15 protein-coding genes and 1 pseudogene are annotated in these 23,140 nt (G+C 38.8%); 9 read left to right on the top strand and 7 right to left on the bottom strand.

Translation table 11 applies throughout. The features are described 5' to 3' along the window. The 6 genes from ACFIKG_RS02745 to ACFIKG_RS02770 form a co-directional block, all read right to left on the bottom strand. The coding region (locus ACFIKG_RS02745; protein WP_375651702.1) for a TrbC/VirB2 family protein at window positions 1-227 on the bottom strand (227 nt) is incomplete at its 3' end. A 78-nt stretch (window positions 228-305) separates the two neighbouring features. Further along, window positions 306-623, bottom strand: a complete 318-nt coding sequence (gene trwL, locus ACFIKG_RS02750) for a VirB2 family type IV secretion system major pilin TrwL (protein ID WP_375651703.1) — start codon at window positions 621-623, stop codon at window positions 306-308. Between the two features lie 64 nt (window positions 624-687). Then, complete coding sequence (trwL, locus tag ACFIKG_RS02755; RefSeq protein ID WP_375651704.1) at window positions 688-1,008, bottom strand: VirB2 family type IV secretion system major pilin TrwL; 321 nt, start codon at window positions 1,006-1,008, stop codon at window positions 688-690. After that, window positions 971-1,270, bottom strand: coding sequence for a KorA family transcriptional regulator (korA, locus tag ACFIKG_RS02760; RefSeq protein ID WP_375626638.1), 300 nt, complete (start codon window positions 1,268-1,270; stop codon window positions 971-973). The genes trwL (ACFIKG_RS02755) and korA overlap by 38 nt, the downstream gene beginning before the upstream one ends. 117 nt (window positions 1,271-1,387) lie before the next feature. After that, a complete protein-coding gene (locus tag ACFIKG_RS02765; RefSeq protein WP_375651705.1) occupies window positions 1,388-2,017 on the bottom strand; it encodes a TrwN protein in 630 nt (209 codons plus the stop codon). Continuing rightward, window positions 2,017-2,631 carry a hypothetical protein gene (locus ACFIKG_RS02770; protein ID WP_375651706.1) on the bottom strand — a complete coding sequence of 205 codons (615 nt, stop codon included), beginning with the start codon at window positions 2,629-2,631 and terminating at the stop codon, window positions 2,017-2,019. The genes ACFIKG_RS02765 and ACFIKG_RS02770 overlap by 1 nt, the downstream gene beginning before the upstream one ends. Before the next feature lie 129 nt (window positions 2,632-2,760). Here ACFIKG_RS02770 and ACFIKG_RS02775 point away from each other — a divergent pair, with 129 nt between their 5' ends. Next, window positions 2,761-3,048: an H-NS family nucleoid-associated regulatory protein gene (locus ACFIKG_RS02775; protein WP_015857007.1), complete on the top strand. Its 288-nt coding sequence runs from the start codon at window positions 2,761-2,763 to the stop codon at window positions 3,046-3,048. 1,551 nt (window positions 3,049-4,599) lie between these two features. On the opposite strand, the gene ACFIKG_RS02780 is transcribed toward ACFIKG_RS02775, so the two are convergent. After that, window positions 4,600-5,877 carry a ubiquinone biosynthesis hydroxylase gene (locus ACFIKG_RS02780; RefSeq protein WP_375651707.1) on the bottom strand — a complete coding sequence of 426 codons (1,278 nt, stop codon included), beginning with the start codon at window positions 5,875-5,877 and terminating at the stop codon, window positions 4,600-4,602. 732 nt (window positions 5,878-6,609) lie between these two features. On the opposite strand from ACFIKG_RS02780, the gene ACFIKG_RS02785 reads away from it, so the two are divergent. The 8 genes and pseudogenes from ACFIKG_RS02785 (at window position 6,610) to ACFIKG_RS02820 (ending at window position 22,313) form a co-directional block, all read left to right on the top strand. Beyond that, a complete protein-coding gene (locus tag ACFIKG_RS02785; RefSeq protein WP_375651708.1) occupies window positions 6,610-9,051 on the top strand; it encodes a DNA translocase FtsK 4TM domain-containing protein in 2,442 nt (813 codons plus the stop codon). A 731-nt stretch (window positions 9,052-9,782) separates the two neighbouring features. Continuing rightward, a pseudogene (locus ACFIKG_RS02790) lies at window positions 9,783-10,030 on the top strand (DNA translocase FtsK); the annotation flags it as partial. A gap of 121 nt (window positions 10,031-10,151) precedes the next feature. Continuing rightward, entirely contained in the window at window positions 10,152-10,760 is a 609-nt protein-coding gene (locus tag ACFIKG_RS02795; protein WP_375651709.1) for an outer membrane lipoprotein carrier protein LolA, read from the top strand. A 30-nt stretch (window positions 10,761-10,790) separates the two neighbouring features. Further along, a complete protein-coding gene (locus ACFIKG_RS02800; RefSeq protein WP_375651710.1) occupies window positions 10,791-11,606 on the top strand; it encodes an exodeoxyribonuclease III in 816 nt (271 codons plus the stop codon). 61 nt (window positions 11,607-11,667) lie between these two features. Then, window positions 11,668-13,149 (top strand): efflux transporter outer membrane subunit, encoded by a 1,482-nt coding sequence (locus ACFIKG_RS02805; RefSeq protein WP_375626624.1) that lies wholly within the window; start codon window positions 11,668-11,670, stop codon window positions 13,147-13,149. Beyond that, entirely contained in the window at window positions 13,146-14,372 is a 1,227-nt protein-coding gene (locus ACFIKG_RS02810; RefSeq protein WP_375625213.1) for an efflux RND transporter periplasmic adaptor subunit, read from the top strand. The genes ACFIKG_RS02805 and ACFIKG_RS02810 overlap by 4 nt, the downstream gene beginning before the upstream one ends. A 3-nt stretch (window positions 14,373-14,375) precedes the next feature. Then, window positions 14,376-16,385, top strand: a complete 2,010-nt coding sequence (locus tag ACFIKG_RS02815) for a MacB family efflux pump subunit (RefSeq protein WP_375625214.1) — start codon at window positions 14,376-14,378, stop codon at window positions 16,383-16,385. Window positions 16,386-17,354: 969 nt separating this feature from the next. Then, window positions 17,355-22,313, top strand: coding sequence for a DEAD/DEAH box helicase (locus tag ACFIKG_RS02820; RefSeq protein ID WP_375651711.1), 4,959 nt, complete (start codon window positions 17,355-17,357; stop codon window positions 22,311-22,313). The last annotated feature ends 827 nt before the right edge of the window (window positions 22,314-23,140 follow it).

Below are 23,140 nucleotides of genomic sequence, written 5' to 3' on the forward strand. Positions count from 1 at the left end.
TAGCGTCCTGCATAACCAATTGCTAAGCACAACAGTATAATAGCAGCAGCAATAGGTATAATTTTTTGAATATCGCCCTGTAAATCTCCTAAAGCTTTCTCTGCATTTGTTAAAACCGTTGCGTTAGCGGCATAAGCAGAACTATCCATGAATAACGCAATCATAGTTGCAGAAATTGCGATGATTTTGTTGTTACTTTTCGATTTGAGATTAATTAATTTTTGCATATTTCACTCTTATTAAAATCTAGATAATATTTTTATACAAATAAACATATTGTATTTTATAATTTATAATTAACGCCATTATGCTTTAAATAGCATTGAAACAAGTTGGGCTGCAGAACCTGCGATAACGACTCCAATTGCCCACCGTACAAATGTATCTTTTCCGATGTAGCGTCCTGCATAACCAATTGCTAAGCACAACAGTATAACAGCAGCAGCGATAGGGATAATCACTTTTAAATCTGTCTGTAAAGCTGTTAGAGCGTCCGATGCATTTGTTAAAACGGCTGCTTTTTGGGCATAAGCAGAACTATTCATAAAGAGCGCAGTCATAGCTGCAGAAATTGCGATGATTTTGTTGTTACTTTTCGATTTGAGATTAATTAATTTTTGCATATTTCACTCTATAATATTTTTATACAAATAAACATATTGTGTTTACGATTTGCAATTAACACCATTATGGTTTAAATAGCATAGTAACAAGTTGGGTTGCAGAACCTGCGATGACAACACCGATTGCCCACCTCACAAATGTATCTTTTCCGATGTAACGCCCTGCATAACCAATTGCTAAGCACAACAGTATAACAGCAGCAGCGATAGGGATAATAACTTTTAAGTCTGTCTGTAAAGCTGTTAGAGCGTCTGATGCTTTTGTTAAAGTTGTTGCTTGGGCTTGTGCATGAGCAGAACTGGCCATAAAAAACACAGTTAAAGCTGCAGAAAATGCAGCAATTTTATTACGAGCTGTTGTGTGAAGAATATTTAATTGTTTCATGTTGTTTATCCTGATTAAGATTAAAACTCCCACAAATGACCCCTCGTTCATGAAGAAACTTAAAGAGATATTTTGGATCAGCCCAAGTTCTTAGTTTTCCTCTTTGTGTAAGTAACGTATATTTATTTGGCTTTCCGGTGATTGGATCATCGGAAATAAACGTAAAATACCATTCTCTTTCTGAAAGCATCACGACTGTAATCTCACGTGCTGCTTTTTGACTAAATGCTATGTCAACGCTGTTTTGTTCTATCATTTTCATTATCTTTGCCCTCAATTAGAAGAGATTTTGTCCAATCTTACTAATTAGAGCTTTAACATTTTCTTATCTACCTTTCATTATAATATCCTATCAAAATTCTAGAGTTTCGTGAAAATATCAGTTGTCACTCTGCGATTTTCTCGATGAAGAAAAATCTTCAATCGAAAAAGCATCGTTGGTGCCACTTTCTTTATGTGTAAATGCATCTTCTTCTCCTTTTGAAGAGAGAGGAAGAGAATCTACGTTAGTTGCCTGTTCTAGTTCTTCTTTTTTAAGCTTTACAGGCTCCTGCAAATCTTCATTTTCTCGTACAGCAGCTTTTACTCCAATATATGAAGTAACTTTTTGTATAGAGGTGTGGTTTGAGTTTTCTGTGTTGTAGAAATTTAGCACAGATTGCAAAGTCGCTTTCTCAAAGATGCACTTTGATGTTTTTTGTTCATAGCAGTAAGTTAGAGCGTTTTGTACAGCTGTAAGATTTCCGCAAAAATCAAATGCATCAAAAAGAGAAAACAATTTCACATTTCCAACACCAATTTGCCCTAAAATTATGTTAAAATTATGTTCTCTCTGTTCAGTTGTTGCGATTGTTTCCTTAAGCTGAGATGATCGATAGAAGAAGTTATCTTTATCATCTGTTACGTAGACATTGTCCCGCGCTTCTTGTTCGGCGATAACTGAAAATGTTATGGGGGGCGTATTGGATATGTATGTAGCAGCAAAAAATGTGAAATCTGAAACAATCATTAGCAATACACCTTATTATGAAGAATTTTATTAATACAAATGCTCATTCTTTGTGGTGCATTTTCTCGTTGTTTTTTGATTTTATAAATTTGCAGAACGAGATTGTTTAGCTTAGAATATTCCTTGTGATTATTGTTTTGTTCTCTTCTAAAAATATTTCTAATATATGCGAGTATCCAACCAACAAGATAAAAGTGTGGGATAAAATAGAGCACATTACGCCAACCAATATTATTGGAACCACGAAAAAAGGCGCTGCTTTTAAAAAATAATAATCTTTGATACTGTATTGAGGTTGCTTGTTTTACATAATTCTCTAGTTGCAAAAATCTTTTCAAAAAAAATTTATACGAAGTAAAAAGCCGTTGTGTATGAGGGAAGGTTTTATTGTCATAATGAACTACACTATCATTATACAGAGAGGGCTTGTTCTTTGTTGCGTATTGCCATAACTTATAGAGTGACGATTTATATTTACTTTTGACTACTGATTCATGAGAGTCAGAGAGGTGTGATGGCGTTTGAGCACTGCATTTAGTAGTTTCAGCGATTGAGCTGAAAAAAGATGCAGTGATGGTAATTGATGTACCAATAAACAGTTCTTTGTGGTCCAAAGCACATCTCCGTCAAAGTGATATATGCATCGTAATTTTAATTTCGATAATAAATGGACAGAAATTGTCTATAATTGTGTTTAAAATATGGCAAGAAAAAAATTCTTTTTTGCAAGGGGAGTAATTAAGGTGAATGATCTCAAAAATATGAATTTTGATGAACTACAAGAGATGCGTACACAAATCGATGTGGAATTAAAAAAACGGCAAGCAAAGGAAAAGCAAAATGCGCGACGAAAAATTCTTGAAATTGCTAATGCCCATGGAATTGATATCGCTGATCTTGTGAGCAAAGAGCGCCATTATAGAAATCCTAATAACCAATGGGAATTATGGAATGGGCGTGGACGTAGACCTAAGTGGATTAAAGAGTGGTTGGAGAATGGGTATACACTTGATGAACTTGAAGTAACATAATACGTGTGCGATATTTACAAGATAAGGGAATACTAGGGAATGTAAATGCAAGAAGTATGCTCTTTTGGGTAATTTGATTGTATAAACATACTGAACAAATATATTAAAGTATTGAGTGATCAAATAAAATGATAGGGGGCATGAACAAATGTATTTAAGTGAAAAAGTCTTGTTGTTATAATCTGGCAAGCATAATGATGATGCCGGATTAAAATATTGTAATTGCTTTTGGCATTTGAGAGAGGGGGATATTTTACTTCTTTTTATAGTTTTATTGACTCTTTACAAAAATGGTCGAAATGAGAATGATTTATTGCATAGGGATTTTCACTCAATATGTAAAATGATAATTTTATCAATTAATATGTTAATAAATTAGCATACTTATATTTTTGAAATATTGTTCTGTAAAACAAGCCTGATGTTATAGATTTTGTTTGGTCTTTTTTCTGTAAGATTATATATGAGGCATTTACTTTATTTATCGATTTATCGTTCGTTTAGTTGAGATGAGTGAGTGTGTAGGAAATGAAAAATCTCTATGGCTGTTATGAGTTTTATAGAATTTATGACATATTTCTGAGCGTTTGTGATTAAAATTCATTTATGAGCATTTATGAATAATGAATTATGAATAAAGAGCGTATTTGAAAATAAAAGGATTAAGCCATTCTATTGCGGTTTATCTTCTTTTATGGTGTGAAATAGGGGGGTGATATGCACGTTTACAATTTTGTGTGATGGTATAGATTACGGAACACTTTGTTATATATCGGAATATTTTTTCTAAAATTGTGTGGTATTCCACAATAAGTTAAAGGGTTTGTCTGAGGAATAGAATACCTCAAACGGGATACAGTTGTGTTACCAATTTACGCGCTTGTTTTAAAAGAAAAATTTTTCAATGCAACGAAGCTTATTTTATGATGCTTTTCGTGAATAGTATAACGTGAAAGTCCCTATGATTACATAAAATCCATTTTTGTACACCAGCTTTTATTTCAATAAAAAATATAAGCCGGCGTCCTTATACACTTTACTCGCCTCCAATATTGCTAAAGTCCTTAGTTCTTGAGAGAGGGAGGTTTTTTTTATTGCTTTGTTTAATTTTTTTTATTTATACGACACTCTCGTTCGTGATGTGCAAGTGAATGATTTTGATTGCTTCAACATGAGAGAGATTTGAAATAAGGGTATTTTATGATCGTTAGATTTCTTACTCAATATGAGAACAATGAATTTATTATTATAAATAAAATGTTGTGTGCTAAAAAGTCTTGTTTATTTCGTTATGACGTGAAATGCCTTCTTTTAAGGTGTGGTGATATAAGGCAACCTCTTTGAGACATTATTTTTCAGTGCGTGGTGAATATTCTTAGAATGTACTCGCTTGTCGAGTCTTATGTTAAGTGAAATATGGGAGGAGGAAGTCAAGAGAAAATTACTCGACAGGAATCTGGTTTGTAAACAGATTGGATGAGATAGGAATTTTTTGTTCTTTGAAGGAGGAAGGCAAAGGTTGTAAAAAAGTGAAATAGGATGAATTTTTGCTTAAAGTGGGAAGCCGTGTAGAAGACGTGGGGCATTGGGAGTGAGACCGGCAGCTTCTTGAATGAAGTATTTTTTTATTTTTGGCGCTTGATTAACGATACCAAGGCCGGTATCGCGGAGCATCCGTAAAAGAAGGCTATCATTAGAAAAGAGTTTATTAAGCCAATCATTGCTTAAAGCCATACGGACAACTTCAAAACGTCTCCAGCTTTGATAGCGCTCTAAAGCAGTGAGGGAGCCAATGTCAAGACCTAGTCGTGCTGCTTCAATAATCACTTCAGCGAGGGCAGCGCTATCGCGTAATCCTAAATTGAGTCCTTGTCCTGCAATGGGGTGGATGGTATGGGCGGCGTCGCCAACGAGAGCAAAACGTGGTTTAACGCATTGACGTGTTAAAGAAAGACTTAAAGGAAAAGCTTGACGTTCGCCATTCCAAGAGAGTTTGCCTAATCGATGGCCAATGCGTCTTTCGAGTTCTGTTTCAAAAATAAGGGCATTAGCTTTGAGATAATATTGCGCAGTTTTATGATCTTCATTCCACACAATGGCAGATCGGTTGCCTTTGAGAGGGAGAAGAGCAAAAGGACCGGCAGGTAAAAAATGTTGAATTGCTTGACCATTATGGGGTTTTTCATGTTCAACTGTGCAGATGATTGCTGTTTGTTTATAGGGATGAGAAAAGTTTTTAAGACCTGCTTTTTGGCGTAATTTCGAATGGGCTCCGTCGGCTGCAATAAGCAATTTTGTTTGCCAAACCTCTTCATTATTTAAAGTGACGGTTTTATGTTGGTCTTCTTGATGAAAATCAATGACACGCTTGTTTGCAATAACAGGAATATTGAGATCTTTGACACGTTTTTTTAAAGTGTTGATGAGTTCTCTATGTTCTACCATAGCAGCAAAGGGCTCACCAGGGTTAATATCGCCTTCAAAGGTTAAAAGGGTGGGTTTGACAGGATCACTTGTGCTTGTGTCTGTGATGATCATTGAATGAATGGGTTGCGCATAGGGTTTTATAGGTTCCCAACATTGTAATTGTTTTAACATACGAATAGAAGCAGCAGCAAGGGCAATGGCTCGTATGTTAGAAGCAGGAGTATCTCCTTGTGGAGCAGCATCAACGATTTTTATTTTCAGATTAGGGGCTGTTTGTTTGAGTGCTATCGCTAGGGTTAAACCGACAGCTGCCCCTCCTGCAATGAGCAGATCACATTGTTTAGTTTTATGAGATTTAATTTTTTTATTGGGTTGTACGTCTTTATTGCGATTAGAACACACAATACTTCTTCCATTGTTTACAGTTTGCTTTTTTTAAAAAAGAATATCTTTTTAAATTGCCTAAAATATCTTAACGTTTACTTTTCTTTCTACTTTACAAAACGAGGTTTCTTTTTGGCACCAATCTGATGACAGATTGGTTTTTCAGAGTTCTTCTGCTTAATCATTTATGTGATTCATTTTACAGATTTATCGGATAAGCTTTTTTGAATGTCCTCTTCAATTCTTTTTACACTTGGTTGATAAAAAAGAAAACTAAAAATAACCAAAGATGGTCGTGTATTTTTTAAGTTGTATGAATTACTTTAGTATGCCTGTCCTGAAGGGGACATTTAGTTAGTATGATAAATAAAAAACTGTGTTCATTCGTGATGGTTAAAACAGTATTCATATTTTGCCGTTATCATGATGTAGCGTAAAAAACATCGTCTGTTTAGGAGGTGCCTATAGGACCCATGTAAAACTTTACACATGAGGTGTTTTTTGGTTGATCGTGTGATAAAATATTCAGCGAGAGCTTTTTGTGCGCCTTATGAAGGATAGTCTCTTAGGGTGGTGATGTATGAGTGATATGAAGTGGTTAGAAGGTAGAATGCGCTAGACTAGATAAAAAGCCGGATTGTTTACAGGTTATTTGTTTACAGATTGGCACAGAGTTTAAGCTTCATCCTTTTTTACGAGAGAGAGTTATAACTCTTTAAAATATGAAAGTTTTGTATTTGGAATTGATAGATGCACCGAAGTTCTTCTCCTTATGATTCATTAGAAGTGCGAAATTCTCAAGGTTCGCGTCTTATTGAGATGTTTTTACGTCAGATAGGGGTATTTATTGGGCTTGGGCTTTTGGGCTTTATTATTTTTTGTGTATTTGCTTTGGCGACGTGGAATGTTGAGGATCCATCTTTAACCCATGCAAGTACAAATGAGGTTACAAACCTTATGGGGTGGATGGGGGCAATTTTTTCAGATTTTATTATGCAGTTTTTTGGCTTGGCAAGTCTTGCTGTTTTGTTACCGCCATTATTTTGGTCTTTTCTCTTGTTGGCGCAAAAGAATATCTACAATTTGACTTTGCGCTTTTTTTTATGGGCGCTATCAACGATTTGTTTTTTAATTGCTTTTGCCCTTATGTCACCTGTTGCTTCTTTTACTTATTGGCCATTGCCAATGGGATTGGGAGGGGTTTTAGGAGATAAAGCTTTAAGTGTTGCTTCTTCAGTTTTTCCTCTTTTTCTTTCTCCTCTTTACACGGTGTTTTTCAGTGTTGTTTTTATTCTTTTAGGTTTTTTCACTGCTGCTTTTGCTGGCAATGTGATATGGCGGCGTCGAACAAAGAAAAGAAAAGAAAAAAGCATTCCCAAAGACGAAATCGTTAATCCAATTTTTGAATTGGAAGAAGATACGGAATATGCCGCAGAGGAGGATCGTGAAAATCATGGTTTTTTTGCGACAACTTTTGGCGCTCTTTTACATCTTTTTTATTTTTTACAAGCGCGTTTCTTTCGTTTTTTCTGTTTCAAAAGGCGTTTTCAGAGTAAGGTGCAAGGAAAGCCATTTGATCGGATTGAGCCAACTTTTTTGGGTGAAAAAGTAAAGTGTGAGGAAAATCAAAATAAAACCTATGTTTCTTCTGTTAAAAATCGAAAGTCTTTAACAGCTTCTTCAAATGGTGGTTTTGTTCTTCCTCTTGTAGATTATCTTTCGGTTCCACCGCCGTCTGTTAGAGATGCAAAACTTTCTCCTGCTGTTTTAAGAGCAAATTCTCAGGAACTTGAAGGGGTTTTGTTAGATTTTGGAGTTAAAGGGCAAATTATTGATGCTTGTCCTGGACCGGTGGTGACTTTGTATGAATTTGAACCGGCTGCTGGCATTAAGTCTTCCCGTATTATTGGTTTGGCAGATGATATTGCACGCTCGATGCGTGCGATTTCAGCGCGTGTTGCGGTGGTTCCAGGACGCAATGTGATTGGAATAGAATTGCCTAATGCAAAGCGTGAGATGGTTTATTTACGAGAAATGTTGCAGGCGCAAGAATTTATTGACAGCAAAGCAAAGCTAGGACTTGCTTTAGGTAAGACAATCGGGGGGGAAGCTGTTATTGCAGATTTAGCAAAAATGCCCCATCTTTTGGTTGCTGGTACAACAGGATCGGGAAAGTCTGTTGCTATCAATACAATGATTTTATCATTGCTTTATCGTATGACACCTGAACAATGTCGTCTCATTATGGTGGATCCGAAAATGCTTGAGCTTTCGGTTTATGATGGCATTCCTCATTTATTAACACCCGTGGTGACAGATCCTAAAAAAGCCGTGATTGCTTTAAAGTGGGCTGTTCGTGAAATGGAAGAGCGCTATAGTAAAATGTCAAAATTAGGCGTTCGTAATATTGATGGGTTTAATGCACGTCTTAGGGAAGCAGCAAGTCAGGGAGAGACAATGGCGCGGACAATTCAAGTTGGATTTGATCGCGAGACCGGTGAGCCTCTTTATGAAACGGAAACACTTGATTTTAGTCCTATGCCCTATATTGTTGTCATTATTGATGAAATGGCTGATTTGATGATGGTTGCTGGTAAAGACATTGAAGGCGCGGTTCAACGCTTGGCACAAATGGCACGTGCTGCCGGTATCCACGTGATTATGGCGACGCAGCGTCCTTCTGTCGATGTTATTACTGGGACGATCAAAGCCAATTTTCCTACACGTATTTCTTTTTCTGTAAGTTCAAAAATCGATAGCCGAACAATTTTGGGCGAACAGGGGGCTGAGCAATTATTGGGACAAGGAGATATGCTCTTTATGATGGGAGGAGGACGTGTTCAACGTGTGCATGGTCCTTTTGTTGCAGATGATGAAGTGGAGCAGGTTGTTGCGCATCTCAAAGCGCAAGCACGACCTGATTATTTGGAAACAATTACGCAAGAAGTTGAAGAGGATGGTGCTGATGTTTCTTTAGCTTCTCCTTCAGAAGATGATCCCTATAGCCAAGCTGTTGCTATTGTGCTTCGTGATCGTAAGGCTTCGACTTCTTATATTCAACGCCGTTTAGGCATTGGTTATAACCGTGCTGCTACATTGATTGAGAGGATGGAAGAAGAAGGTATCATTAGTCCAGCAAATCACGCAGGGAAACGAGAAATTTTAGTGCCTGCCGAAGAAGAACGCTTTTGAAAAATCTTTATAGTTGCTTTCTATAACATCTTATAAAACAAGTGTTTATCCTACTGTATCGTAGAAAGTCTGTATTTTCATATACCAGTTCTCGATTTGCGATAGCTCCTTGGCACTTGAGACTCTTTATAAGGGGATTCTTTATCTTATATAACTTTTATCCATACACCAACCTTGCTTGTAACGTGCAAGCAAATGATTTGAATTGATTCAATATGAGAGAGTATGTGATGAGAGAATCTTCCTGTATTTGGCGTTATGATTTAAGTTAAAAAGATAATTTATTATAAATCAATATCTTGGTATAAAATAATGTTATTGCGAGTGTAGGGGTATAAAAGCATGTAAGGCTTGATATTTAAGTGTCTTTTTAAGTGCGCTCTAAATATTTAGGGGCAAGGCTTATCTGTGGAGCCTTATATAGATGAATCATATGGGGTGGGAAGCCAAGTGAAATCTGCTAAACTCCAAACTGTTTACAGACTGGTTCGGGTGAAAATTTTTATTCTTTTGGATTGGAAGGAAGTCAAAAAAGCATTTTTGCCACTTAAAGGAGTTTTCAGGTTCGCGAGCAATATATGTTTAGTACTTAATCCGTTATGTATTGACTATAATTTATATTGCTTCACAGATTAGGGGTGGGAAAGAATATATAAAGAATATATTATGCGTTTAGAAAATCAGCAGAAAAGCGGGAAATTTGAATGCCTTCGGAAATTTAAACGCAGACTGATTATTTGGAAACGATACCGCAGGCAATAAAGAAGGATGTTTCTTTGGCTTTTTCTTTAGCAGATGATCCCTATAGTCAAGCTGTTGCTATTGTGCTTCAACTTCTCATATTCAACATTGTTTAGGTATTGGTTATAACCGTGCCGCAACATTGATTGAAAAGATGGAAGGAGAAGGCATTATTAGTCTAGTAAATGATATGGGTAAGCAAAAAGTTTTGGAGATTGTCGAAGAAGAATACTGTTAAAAATATTTTGATATTTTTTTCAAACAATATCTTTATTTTATAAAGAAGGGTATTTATTCATCGTTGATCACTTAAGTTATAAATTATAAAGTCAATTAAACATTGCTTGGGAGCATTTTTTATGAAAACGTCTTTTTTTCCGCAAAGAAGAGTCTTTGGGTTGGTGGGAATTATTATCTTTTGGTGTTTAACTTTTCCTGTTTTTTCGCAAGCGTCTAATAAAGTGATAAAGGCGCAAAATGTTGTAAATCACTTTGCGGCAATCAAAACAATGACAGGTGATTTTATTCAGTTTAGTCCAAAGGGAAAAATGTCCCAAGGGACATTTTATTTAGAGCGCCCAGGGAAAATTCGTTTTATTTATAAGAAAATGCCTTTACAGATTATTGCAGATGGCCAATTTGTAGGTATTAACAATCGGGCTTTGAATACTTGGAACTTTTCACAACTTTCGCAAACGCCAATGAAGTTTCTGTTGGCTGATAAAATTGATATATCTTCTGGGCGCTTGTTGGCATTTCGCGAAGATCCAGGGGCTGTGACGATTGTTCTGCGTGATAAAACGATTGGGGCAGGGCAAATAAGGATGGTTTTTGATTCTAAAGGCTCTGCTTTGCGGCAGTGGACAATTGTTGACCAACAAAATTTGGAAACTACTGTGCAGATTATGAATGTGCGGACAGACGTCCGTTTCGCTAATGGAATGTTTGCACTTCCTTCGAAGAAATAGTGCGGTGTTGTTTCATTGGGATTGAAATGGATGTTATTTCGTATTGCAACTTGGAATATTAATTCTATTCGTTTGCGTCTTGCACAGGTTTTTCAGTATTTGGAACTCTTTTCCGCAGATGTTTTGTGTCTACAGGAAACAAAATGTCCAGATGCTTTATTTCCAGTGGGGGCTTTTGAAGCAGCGGGTTATAAGCATATCGCATTGAGTGGACAAAAATCTTATAACGGGGTGGCTATTGTTTCTCGTTTGCCTTTTAAAAAGGTAGAAAAGCGTTTCTTTTGCCAAAACCAAGATTGTCGCTATATCTCAGTTATTGTGGATGCCCATGGGAGAAACTTGCGGATTCATAATTTTTATGTTCCTGCTGGGGGAGATATTCCAGATGCTGATGTGAATGAAAAATTTCGGCATAAGCTTGATTTTTTAGAAGAAATGTCCTCTATACGTGCGGATCAAGGAGATGGTCTTTCTTCTCTTTTGGTGGGCGATTTAAATATTGCTCCTTTGGCAGAGGATGTTTGGTCTCATCAGCAATTGTTGAAGGTTGTAAGCCATACTCCCATTGAAACCGAGCGTTTACAGGACTTGTGTTGTCAAGGTGGATGGGTTGATCTGATGCGGTTTCATATTCCTGCTCCTACCAAGCTTTATACATGGTGGAGTTATCGTGCACGCGATTGGGCATTTACCGATTATGGACGGCGGCTTGATCATGTTTGGTCTTCTCCTGATTTAGCACCTTTTGTTGTAGATCTTTCGATTTTTCGTGATGCGCGCGGATGGGAACGCCCTTCAGATCATATTCCTGTGCAAACTGTATTTGATTTTTCACGTCAAGTTTGAAATAAGAGGTAAATAAAGTATTAATATTAAATAATGATTCTGAAAGAATGCGGGAGACTAGATGTATATCAGAAATCTCAAAAGGGGCGCTTCTCGTGGATTACTTTCTTGTGTCTTGTTGTGTTTGCTTTTGTCAGGATGTATGGTTGGTCCTAATTACCAGAAAACATCTTTTCGTGTTCCAGCAGTTTGGGGAGAAAAATCTGCACAGACTGTAGGACAGCCAGTTGCGCTTGCCGGATGGTGGCGGCGTTTGAATGACCCTGTTCTAGATGCATTAATGGATTATGCGATTTCTGGAAATAATAATGTTGCTGTTGCCAAAGCTCGGGTACGTGAGGCACGTGCGGGTTTAGGACAGGTTGTGGGAACTCTTTTGCCAAATGTGTCCAATTCAATTTCAGGAACCCGTAGTTATTCTGGACAGTCTGATGCATTGTTAAACCAATATCATAGTGGTTTTGATGCAAGCTGGGAGCTTGATTTTTTTGGTGGGCATAAACGAGCGGTTGAAGCAGCGCGTTATGGTCTTGATGCGGCTGTGGAAGATATGCGCGCTACCATGGTGACATTGTTAGGAGATGTGGCAACAAATTATGTACAAATGCGTGGTTGGCAACAGAAATTGTTAATTGTGCGGCAAATTGCAGTATCACAACGTAAAACCTATGAATTGATGCGTGCTAGATTAACAGCTGGTGATGTTTCTGAGCTCGATGTTTCAAATGCGCAAGCACAAATGGCAAATACAGAAGCAGATATATCACAGATGGAAGCGAATTTAGCAATGAGCGTTCATCGTCTTTCTGTCTTAACTGGTCGTGTGCCTACGGCATTGAAGGCTCTTTTACAAAAAAATGCTAAGCATACAAAGATTCCACAACCGCACTGGCCGATACCAGCAGGAATTCCAGCTGATATTTTGTTAACACGTCCGGATTTACGACGGGCAGAGCGTCAATATGCGCAAGCGACAGCGCGGATTGGTCAACGTGAAGCAGATCGCTATCCCTCACTTACTTTAACAGGTAATATTTCGACAGCCGCAACGGCGATAGATCAGTTATGGAAAAATTCAACGATTGGTTGGTCTTTTGGGCCTGGTTTGCGTTTTCCTTTTTTTAATGGAGGTCAGGTTGAGGCTTCTATTGCGGTAGCGCGTGCACAGCGTGATCAAGCTTTTATTACTTATCGGGCTGCTGTTTTGGGAGCTTTAGAAGATGTAGAAAATGCGCTGGTAAGATTAACTAAAGAACATCAACGCTTAGAAAAGCTGATCATTGCGAATAAAGCTTCTCTTCATTCCTTAAAACTTTCACGGAGTCTTTTTGAGAATGGAAATACCAGTTTTCTTGAATTGTTAAACGCTGATCGCTCTTATTATTCTGCACAAATGGCACTTAAAGATAGCCGTGTTTCTTTGGTTACGCAATATATCACGTTGATGAAAGCATTGGGGGGGGGCTGGGATGGCGTTGTTGATGTATCACGTCCGGAAGTCGTTGATGGTGCACCTCGTTCGCGTGCAAAGGTAGGAAAATGAAAAAAAGTCTACTCAAAAATTTCATTACAAAACACAAAAAACTTTCTTTCTTTTTAGCTGCTATATTTCTTCTTCTCTTGTTTTTATGGTTGCGTTCTGTTGTTTTTGGAACATCTAGCCCAACTTATATAACCGCGGTGGTGAAGCGTGGGGATATTGAGGAAAGTGTTTTAGCTTCTGGTCTTGTACGTCCTTATCGGTTGGTGGCTGTTGGTGCGCGTGCAACAGGGCGTGTGGTGTCAATGCGCGTTTCTCCTGGGAGTGTTGTGAAAGAAGGCGATCTCTTGGCAGAAATTGATCCTACAGATCAAGAAAATGATTTAAAAAGAAAAAAAGCAGCATTATCTCACTATTATGCGAGTTTGGTAGAACAAGAAGCCCATCTTTCTCTTGCGCAGAAAAATTTAGCACGTCAGAAAAAAATGATCGAGTCACGTGCGGTTTCACGGGCTAATCTCGATGATGCTGCGACACAAGTAAAAATACGTGAGGCACAAATTGCTCAACTTCAACAGCAGATTGTGCAAGCACAAATTGATGTGGATAGTGCAGAGGTCAATTTAGGTTATACACGCATCATTGCTCCTTCAGCGGGAACGGTTTTGGCAACAGTTGTGGAAGAAGGACAGAATGTGAATGCGGTTCAGTCGGCGCCAACAATTGTTATTTTGGGCGATTTGTCAAAGATGACGATCAAGGCGCAAATCTCAGAAGCTGATGTTCTTAAAGTTCAAGCTGGACAACCACTTTATTTTACAGTTTTAGGGAATTCGCAGCGTCGTTATGAGGGCGTTTTAGAAAAGATAGAGCCGGCTCCTGAAGCAATTCGTGCTGATGTGAGTATTAATCCTGGTATGGTAGGGGGGTCTAGTGCTTTAATCTCATCAGCTATTTATTATAACGGAATTTTACATGTTGATAATGCGGACAATTTTTTGCGAACCTATATGACTGCTCAAGTTCATATTATCTTAGGGCGTGCTCAAAATGTTTTGTTGGTTCCAAGCGATGCTTTACGCGATGAGACAAAAGAGCATAAGGCATGGGTTTCTGTTTTGGAGGGGGGGAACAAGGTGGTTACTAAACAGGTGAGCGTTGGTTTGAATAATAAAGTGATGGCAGAGATTGTTTCAGGACTGAATGAGGGTGATGTTGTTATCACCGGCTCGCCTGATGGGGTGATGCCAGAACCTTCTGACGTGCATAGTGAAGACGAGATTTAAGCCATGAACACAAACCAAGCAGATGCTGTCCTTGTGTTGGAAAATATTGTACGTAAATTTCCAGCGGGCGAAACATTTGTTACTGTTTTGAAGGATATCAATCTTACCATTAAGCGCGGTGAAATGGTAGCGATTGTGGGAGCTTCTGGTTCAGGAAAATCTACATTAATGAATATCTTAGGCTGTCTTGATCGGGCAACTTCTGGTCGTTATTGGATTGCAGGGAAAGAAACAGCCTCTCTTTCAGCTGATGAATTGTCGGCTTTGCGGCGCAATCATTTTGGTTTTATTTTCCAGCGCTATCATTTGTTGAATGAATTGACAGCTCTTGGGAATGTTGAAATTCCGGCTATTTATGCAGGATGTGCTGTGGAAGCAAGGAAAAAGCGTGCACAAGATCTTTTAACGCGCTTGGGCATGGGCGATCGGGTGAATCATCGTCCAAATCAACTCTCAGGTGGTCAACAACAACGGGTGTCTATTGCTCGAGCGTTGATGAATAATGCGGAGGTTATTCTTGCCGATGAGCCAACAGGTGCACTGGATAAACAGAGTGGACAGGAAGTGTTGCGTATTTTGGATGAGCTTCATCAAGAAGGTCGTACTATTATCATTGTAACTCACGATATGCAGGTGGCCAAAAGAGCGGAGCGTATTATCGAAATCAGTGATGGAGAAATTATTGCTGACAGTATGACAAAGGTTGCGAAGAAAAGAGCAGCGGGGGCAAAGATAAAAACGGATAGTCAGTCTTTTTACGAAAAACAGACACTAAAAGTTAAACAACAGCTTGGCTCTTTTCGGTCTTTTGTTGAACGTTTTCGTGAGGCATTTGTTATGGCTTTGTTGGCAATGAATGCACATCGAATGCGAACTTTTTTAACAATGCTTGGGGTGATTATCGGTATTGGGGCGATTATTGCTATGGTCGCTTTGGGAAATGGTACACGAGAGAAAATTTTGGAAAATTTTAAAAGCTTGGGTGCTAATACATTAACAATTTTACCTGGCAAAAGTTTTTCTGATCCACAAGCAGAGAAAATAACAACTCTTGTTGAAGCTGATGCAGAAGCATTGTCTGGGTTACCTTATGTTTCTGGTGTAACACCTCAGATTTCAACAAGCTCGAAAGTGCGTTTTGGTGCAGTTGAAGTCAATGCCGTCATTGTGGGGGTGGGAGAACAATTCTTTCAGACACAGGGGCTTAAGGTTTTCAAAGGACAGTTTTTTGATCAAAAAAGTGTGCAGGATAGGGCGGTTGATCTCGTGATTGAGAAAGAAGCATTGTCTGTTCTTTTTCCCCATAGCCATGAAAGCCCCCTTGGCAAAGTGGTGCTTGTGGGTAATGTTCCAGCACGTATTATTGGTGTTGTTGATTCACAAAATAACGCAAATGGAAATACATCAAATACATTACAGCTTTATTTGCCCTATACAACAGTGCAAACGCGTTTTCTTGGCACAACAGAAGTTCGTGCGATTACCGTTAGGATTGCTGATGATGTCGATTCACATTTAGCGGAAAACATGGTGAAACGTTTTCTCATTATGCGGCATGGTGGAGAGGATTTTTTCATTAGAAATTCAGAATTCTTTCGTGAACGTATCATGGAGAGTACACATATCTTAACACTTTTAATTTCTTCAATTGCAGCGATTTCCCTGATTGTGGGTGGTATTGGGGTGATGAATATTATGCTGGTCACCGTTTCTGAGCGGATCAATGAAATTGGTGTGCGTATGGCAGTTGGTGCACGCCAAAGTGATATTTTGCAGCAGTTTCTCATTGAAGCGGTTTTGGTTTGTGTCATTGGTGGTGGTTTGGGGATTCTGTTTGGGCTTTCTATCGGTGGTTTATTTCTTCTGTTTAAGGCGCCTATCCACTTGGTTTATACGATTGATTCGATCATCCTATCCCTTACTTTTTCGACCCTCATTGGAATATGTTTTGGCTTTTCTCCAGCGCGGCAAGCTTCACGGCTTGACCCTGTTGTCGCTCTTTCACGCGATTAAGCTTTATCAATTGGAGCATATTTGTTGTGATGTTTACCACTTGGAAGAAGCGTTTATGAAGCGAAACATGGATGGGAAAAGTTTAGCATTATTCGCTGTTCCATTTTAGAAAACGCTTTATTCGTTAAGTGGAGCGTGCTCTATATAACGTTAAAGGATGACGTTTTACGGCCCAACGTATCATGAATAAATTTCCCTTGTATTTTTATAACTATACAAAATACAAGGCGCGATAACTTTAGGATTTTAACCTAAAAGTTAAGAGGGGAAGTGGAGTGTATATCTGTTAACAAACAAGATAAAAAAGAAGAAAATTTAAACGAAAAACAGCTTATATCTCAAAAAAACGAACGGGTATACGAGGCGAGTTGGTCTTCTATAGTTTTTCTTTTCCTTTTGTTTATTCGTTACCCTGTTTTTTGTCACAAATTGTATGGCAAAGGGAGGGGCGTTGGTATTGGTAACGTTTGGTTTTAAGATTCTTTATGGCTTTATGCGGCGGAGATATAGGCTTTTACGAAGATCCAGTTTTGTAGGGAGAATGAGATGAATGCACTTATGGGCTCATGTTGCTGGGAATGTTAATTGCTGCATTTATTGTTATGTGTATTGGTATAGCTGATTATTGGTTTTATGATATACTTTAATTGCGTTTAGCACTTTCTGAGTATGAACTTATACTCTTTCAATAGATAAATATCAAAAAGAAGCTCACCCAAATAATAAAGTAAATCTCTACATTTTTGTAAGTGATTACATGATATTTATCAGAGATGAGTAGGAAGCAGATTCCACTCTTTTGCTGATAAGTAAAACTTTATTCATTTGTTTTGCTTAGTACATATTCCATTATTAAATAGTCGGTTCATTCAGTAAATCGAGTTATCTAAAGTCTTTTGGGTGAAACAATAGGCATTAACCAGTTTGGCTAGACTCGATAGTTGAAAGTATTTTTCATTGGGGGGAAGCATGACGCTGCAATCGCTTTTACAGACATATCGTGACGAAGCGCGTACCGAACGGGACAAAGGTACGTATTTTGAGCGTTTTGCTCTTGCTTATCTGACACATGATCCTCTTCAGTTTGGGTGTTATGAAAAGGTTCAAACCTTTAAAGATTGGGCTCGTGAAAATGATTGGAATGGTCATGATACTGGTATCGATCTTGTGGCAAAGATTCGTGATGGAGAGGGTTTTGCGGCAATCCAATGTAAATTTTATGATGCAGCATATCGGATTAGAAAAGCAGATATTGATAGTTTTATTTCGGCATCAGGGAAAGCTCCATTTAAGCGGCGTGTTATTATAGATAGTACTGAAAGTGCTTGGAGTGATAACGCTGAAACAATGATACGGGGGCAGGATATTCCCGTTATACGGATTAATCTTTCCGATATACAACAAAGTCCGATCCGTTGGGAAACTTTTGCAGCCCAGGGCAAAGTTGTGCTGGAGGATAAAAAGAAAATCCGTCCACATCAGCAGGATGCGTTGCGTGATGTGCGTGCTGGACTTATGGAAGCAGATCGGGGTAAGCTTATTATGGCTTGTGGTACTGGTAAGACATTTACCAGTCTTAAAATTGCTGAGGATTTGGCGGGTGAAGGCAAGTTTGTTTTGTTTCTTGTTCCTTCCTTGGCACTGATGTCACAGACGGTTCGTGAATGGACAACGGATGCAGAAATCGGATTGAGATCCTTTGCTGTCTGTTCAGATACACAAGTGGGAAAGCGTCGTAAAAATAGTGATGATGTTGCTGAAATTGATGTGTTTGATCTTGCTTTTCCGGCGACAACCGATGCTGCTAAACTTGCAAAACAGGCGGATAAGAGTGTTGCAGATAAGATGAGCGTTGTGTTTGCAACCTATCAATCCATTCAGGTGGTTGCTGATGCTCAGAAAAAGTATGGTTTGCCAATATTTGATCTTATCATTTGTGATGAAGCGCACCGTACAACAGGGGCAACGCTGGTTGGAGAGGATGAATCCAATTTTGTTAAGGTGCATTCTAATGATGTTATTCGTGCCAAGAAGCGCCTTTATATGACAGCGACACCACGCATTTTTGGTGATAACGCAAAAAGTCGTGCGAATGAAGTTAATGCCGTTCTTGCTTCGATGGATGATGAAAAGCTTTTTGGTAAAACACTTTTTTATCGGGGCTTTTCTTGGGCAGTACAAAATGATCTTTTAACAGATTATAAGGTTATTGTCTTAGCAATGGATGAAAAATTGGTCAGTTCCGCTGTTCAGAAGCGTCTTAGTGATGACCAGTCTTCGCTTGTTCTTGATGATGCAACGAAGATTATTGGTTGTTATAAGGCGCTGACAAAACAAGATCTGAAGGCTGATGTTGGTGCTGATCCACACCCCATGCGTCGTGCTTTGGCGTTTTGCAAGACTATTGAAAGTTCTAAACTGGTGCGTGATGAATTTTCTGCGGTTGTTAGAGAATATCTTGATTATACGAAAGAGGATACGGAAAATGAGCACTTTCTGAAGTGTGAAATTGAGCATGTTGATGGCACTTTCAATGCGAAGGATCGTGGTGCATTACTTGATTGGCTGAAAGCTGATAGTGGTGAAGATGTTTGTCGTATTTTGACCAATGCACGGTGTTTGTCTGAGGGGGTGGATGTTCCGGCTCTGGATGCGATCATGTTTTTAAATCCACGTAAGAGCCAGATTGATGTTGTGCAAGCGGTTGGGCGGGTGATGCGTCGGTCTGAGGGCAAAAAGATGGGGTATGTCATTTTGCCAATTGGCATTCCCTCTGGGATTCCAGTGGAACAGGCTTTGAACAACAATGATAAATATCGGGTTGTTTGGCAAATTTTAAATGCTTTGCGTGCGCATGATGATCGTTTTGATGCGACGATTAATAAGGCATCGCTGAGCCAAGATATCAGCAATGTGATTGAGATTATTGGCGTCACACAGAGCACGGAGTTACAGGCTGTTACAGCTGTTGTAGACAATCTTCCACTACGCTCACAGCCTGCACGAGTGGGAATTGGAGCACCGGAATATGATTTAACTCGTACAGATCAGCTAAACAAGGAGTTTTCTTTCCCGGTGGATGAAATTTCTCGTGCGATTTTGGCAAAGATCGTCAAGAAATGTGGGACACGTGATTATTGGGAAGATTGGGCGAGCAACATTGCTGAAATTGCTAAGAATCATATTACGCGTTTAACAGGTATTCTGGCAGAGCCAGATACTGAGGCGCGTCAAGCCTTTGATAGGTTTGTGGCAGAACTGCGTGATGATTTAAATGATGCGATTACAGAGGCTGATGCGATTGAGATGTTGGCACAACATATTATCACGCGTCCTGTCTTTCAGGTGTTGTTTGAGGAGTATCAGTTCACACGTGAGAATCCTGTCTCGCGTGCTATGCAGCGTATGCTTGATGTGCTTGATGAGGCGAATCTTGATAAGGAATCCAAAGATCTCGAGAAATTTTACACAAGTGTAAAATTACGCGCCAGTGGCATTACGGATCCAAAAGCAAAACAGAGGTTGATTGTAGAGCTTTACGATAAGTTTTTTCGTTATGCTTTTCCACGCACTGTAGAAAAACTAGGCATTGTTTATACCCCCGTTGAGATTGTGGATTTTATTTTGCACTCTGTCAATGATGTCTTAGAGCAAGAATTTGGGCAAACGCTTGGCTCATCTGATGTGCATATCATGGATCCCTTTACAGGAACGGGAACTTTTATCACGCGGCTTTTGCAATCGGGTTTGATAAAACCAGAGGAGATGAAACAAAAATTTTGTCATGAAATTCATGCCAATGAAATTGTGCTTTTAGCCTATTATATTGCAGCCATTAATATTGAGACAACCTATCATGGTCTGATGGGGGGAGGTTATGTTCCGTTTGAGGGAATTTGTTTGACCGATACATTCCAGCTTTATGAGCAAGAAAAAGACCTGATCAGTGATTTGCTGGTGGATAACAGTACACGTCGGGCACACCAGAAGGAACTGGATATTCGTGTTATTGTTGGCAACCCCCCTTATTCTTCTGGACAAAAAAGTGAAAACGACAATGCACAAAATATTGCCTATCCTAAATTGGATCGTCGCATTCGTGAAACCTATGCCGCTCAATCCAAAGCAAGCAATGTTAATGGACTTTATGACAGTTATATTCGTGCCATTCGGTGGGCAAGTGATCGCATAAAAGACTGTGGTGTTATTGGTTTTGTGACAAATTCAGGTTTTATCAATGGATACTCTACGAATGGCTTACGAAAAGAATTGAGTGAAGAATTCTCGAGCATTTATGTTCTCAATTTGCGTGGTGATATTCGCAAAAATATGTTGAGCAAAGGACGTGCTCAAGAAGGGCAAAATGTTTTCGGCAGTGGAAGCATGACAGGAATTGCTGTTACACTATTTGTTAAAAATCCAAATGTTACGGAGCAGTGCAAAATTCATTATTACGATATTGGTGATAATCTCACGACAAAAGAGAAATTATCTCAACTTCAGCGGTTGAGTAGTGTTGGTGGTATCAAGTGTGAACACGGTTGGCAGATGATTACACCAGATGAGCATGGTGATTGGCTGGATCAGCGCAACAATGATTTTGAAAAATTTCTAGCCTTAGGTGATAAGAAGGGCAGTGATAAAAAGCTATTCAAAATTTTTTCTCGTGGTATACAAACTGGTCGTGATGCTTGGGCATACAACTCAAGCCGTGAAGTTTTAGCGAAAAATATGAGCAATATGATTACTTTTTATAACGGTGAAGTAGAGCGTTTTAATAATGCCTACACACATGCTGATCGCAAGGCGCGTGCGAATGCCGTGAATGATTTTGTTAACACGGATGCCAAAAAGATTAGTTGGAGCAGTAGTCTTAAAGAAGAACTGGTAAGAGGAAAGTTTTCTGAATTTGAAAGTGATTGCTTAATTCAAGGTCTTCATCGTCCTTTTACACAGCAATGGCTTTATTATAACCGCATCTTTAATGAGAGAGTTTATCAAATGCCGCGTATATTTCCTATGAAGCAAGCGGTTGAGAATAGGGTAATACAAGTTACCGGTATAGGAGCAAGCAGTGGTTTTTCTGTCCTTATGAGCAGGGTTTTGCCTAGCTTAGATGCAATGGAAAAAGGTCAGTGTTTTCCACGGTATGTTTATGAGGATTCTGCGTCCTTGAAAAATAAAAAGGAAGAGCAGGTTCATTTATTTGCAAATTTTGCAGAGGAAAGCAAAGAAACTGGTTTAGAGCGGCGTGATGCTCTCACGGATGAAGGGTTGGCTTATTTTAATGCAGCATATCCTGGTGAAATGATAACAAAGGATGATTTGTTTTATTATGTTTATGGGATTTTGCATTCAGAAGATTATCGTGCGCGTTATGCACATAATTTGTTCAAACAATTGCCACGTATCCCAACAGTTAAAAAGGTAGAGGATTTTTGGGCTTTTGTAACAGCGGGGCGAAAGCTTGGTGATTTGCATATGAATTATGAGGAGGTTGAGCCCTATCCCATTACCTATAAACAGGGTGATCCAAGAACTTGGATGATTTCTGATGAGAAGAGTTTCTATCGTGTTGAGGCGATGAAATTTGCTGGTAAGCGTGGTGCTATTGATAAAAGTACAGTGGTTTATAATGCGCATATCACGATGCAGAATATTCCTCTTGAAGCTTATGATTATGTGGTCAATGGCAGGTCTGCTCTTGAATGGGTTATGGAACGGCAGATTGTCAAAACGGACAAAGCGAGCGGTCTTGTTAATGATGCTAATCGCTATGCTGTTGAAACGGTGGGTAATCCAGCTTATCCATTGGAATTGTTTCAGCGGGTTATTACAGTAAGCTTGGAAACAATGAAAATTGTGCGCAGTCTTCCAAAATTGGAAGTGAGAGAAACTGAAAAAGTGAAGTTATCCATTGTGCGGTAAACAGCGCTGTGTCGTAACAAACTGGCACTATCATATACTTTGCCAGCTCGTGGGTATTGCGACAGCTCTTGGCACTTGAGACGGTACATAAGAGGCATGCCTTTCTTGTACAGTTTTACGCCACGCAGGCTCTCTTTCCTTGTGATGTGCAAGAAAATGGTTTTGATTGATTCAACAGAGAATAGATTTAAAATGAGAGAGTTTTACGCTATTCAAAATCCTTATTTAAGATGAAGAATACTTATCTTTATAAATCAATATGTTGCATGTGATAAAACATCATAGGTAGTAGACGGATAAAATGATGACGCATGCGCTTTAGCGACCGTGATGAATAGCTTTAAGCAGAGCTTGTTCGTTGAGTCTTATGTGAGTAAACCATATAAATGGGGAAGCTGAGAGGAACCTGCCCAGAGACGTAGAATTGTTTACAAACCTTTGCTGATAGGAGTCATCGTCCTTTGAGATGTTGGAAGGAAATCACAACTCTCATGAAATCTGTCCTTTGAGCAGGGGTGATTGGAAGTGAGCAGGGAGAACGCGTTAGATAAGAAGCTGGATTGTTATTGTTTACAGATCGCTAGAGTTTAAAAATTTTTGTTCTTTTTTGGGGAGGCTGCCAAACAAAAAGTGTTTTTAGAGGGAAATGATTTATGCCAAAAGATATTGCTATAAAAAGTGTGGGATGTTCGTGGCGGTGTGCGTTTTGAGCTTATTCCTATCTGTGATCTAAAATGCTCTTATGAAGGTGCTTTGTTGAATGAAGAGATTGTTACTAATATATTGATTTATCATGATAGTTTAACCTTCTCTCTGTTGAATGAGAA

This window comes from Bartonella sp. LB28NMGDW (assembly GCF_042194435.1).
GTDB classification, from domain to species: Bacteria; Pseudomonadota; Alphaproteobacteria; order Rhizobiales; family Rhizobiaceae; genus Bartonella; species Bartonella grahamii.

Coding starts and splice junctions, on each gene's coding strand:
- trwL (WP_375651703.1), bottom strand. CDS start 623: ATGCAAAAATTAATTAATCTCAAATCGAAAAGTAACAACAAAATCATC.
- trwL (WP_375651704.1), bottom strand. CDS start 1,008: ATGAAACAATTAAATATTCTTCACACAACAGCTCGTAATAAAATTGCT.
- korA (WP_375626638.1), bottom strand. CDS start 1,270: ATGAAAATGATAGAACAAAACAGCGTTGACATAGCATTTAGTCAAAAA.
- ACFIKG_RS02765 (WP_375651705.1), bottom strand. CDS start 2,017: ATGATTGTTTCAGATTTCACATTTTTTGCTGCTACATACATATCCAAT.
- ACFIKG_RS02785 (WP_375651708.1), top strand. CDS start 6,610: ATGCACCGAAGTTCTTCTCCTTATGATTCATTAGAAGTGCGAAATTCT.
- ACFIKG_RS02795 (WP_375651709.1), top strand. CDS start 10,152: ATGAAAACGTCTTTTTTTCCGCAAAGAAGAGTCTTTGGGTTGGTGGGA.
- ACFIKG_RS02800 (WP_375651710.1), top strand. CDS start 10,791: ATGTTATTTCGTATTGCAACTTGGAATATTAATTCTATTCGTTTGCGT.
- ACFIKG_RS02805 (WP_375626624.1), top strand. CDS start 11,668: ATGTATATCAGAAATCTCAAAAGGGGCGCTTCTCGTGGATTACTTTCT.
- ACFIKG_RS02810 (WP_375625213.1), top strand. CDS start 13,146: ATGAAAAAAAGTCTACTCAAAAATTTCATTACAAAACACAAAAAACTT.
- ACFIKG_RS02815 (WP_375625214.1), top strand. CDS start 14,376: ATGAACACAAACCAAGCAGATGCTGTCCTTGTGTTGGAAAATATTGTA.
- ACFIKG_RS02820 (WP_375651711.1), top strand. CDS start 17,355: ATGACGCTGCAATCGCTTTTACAGACATATCGTGACGAAGCGCGTACC.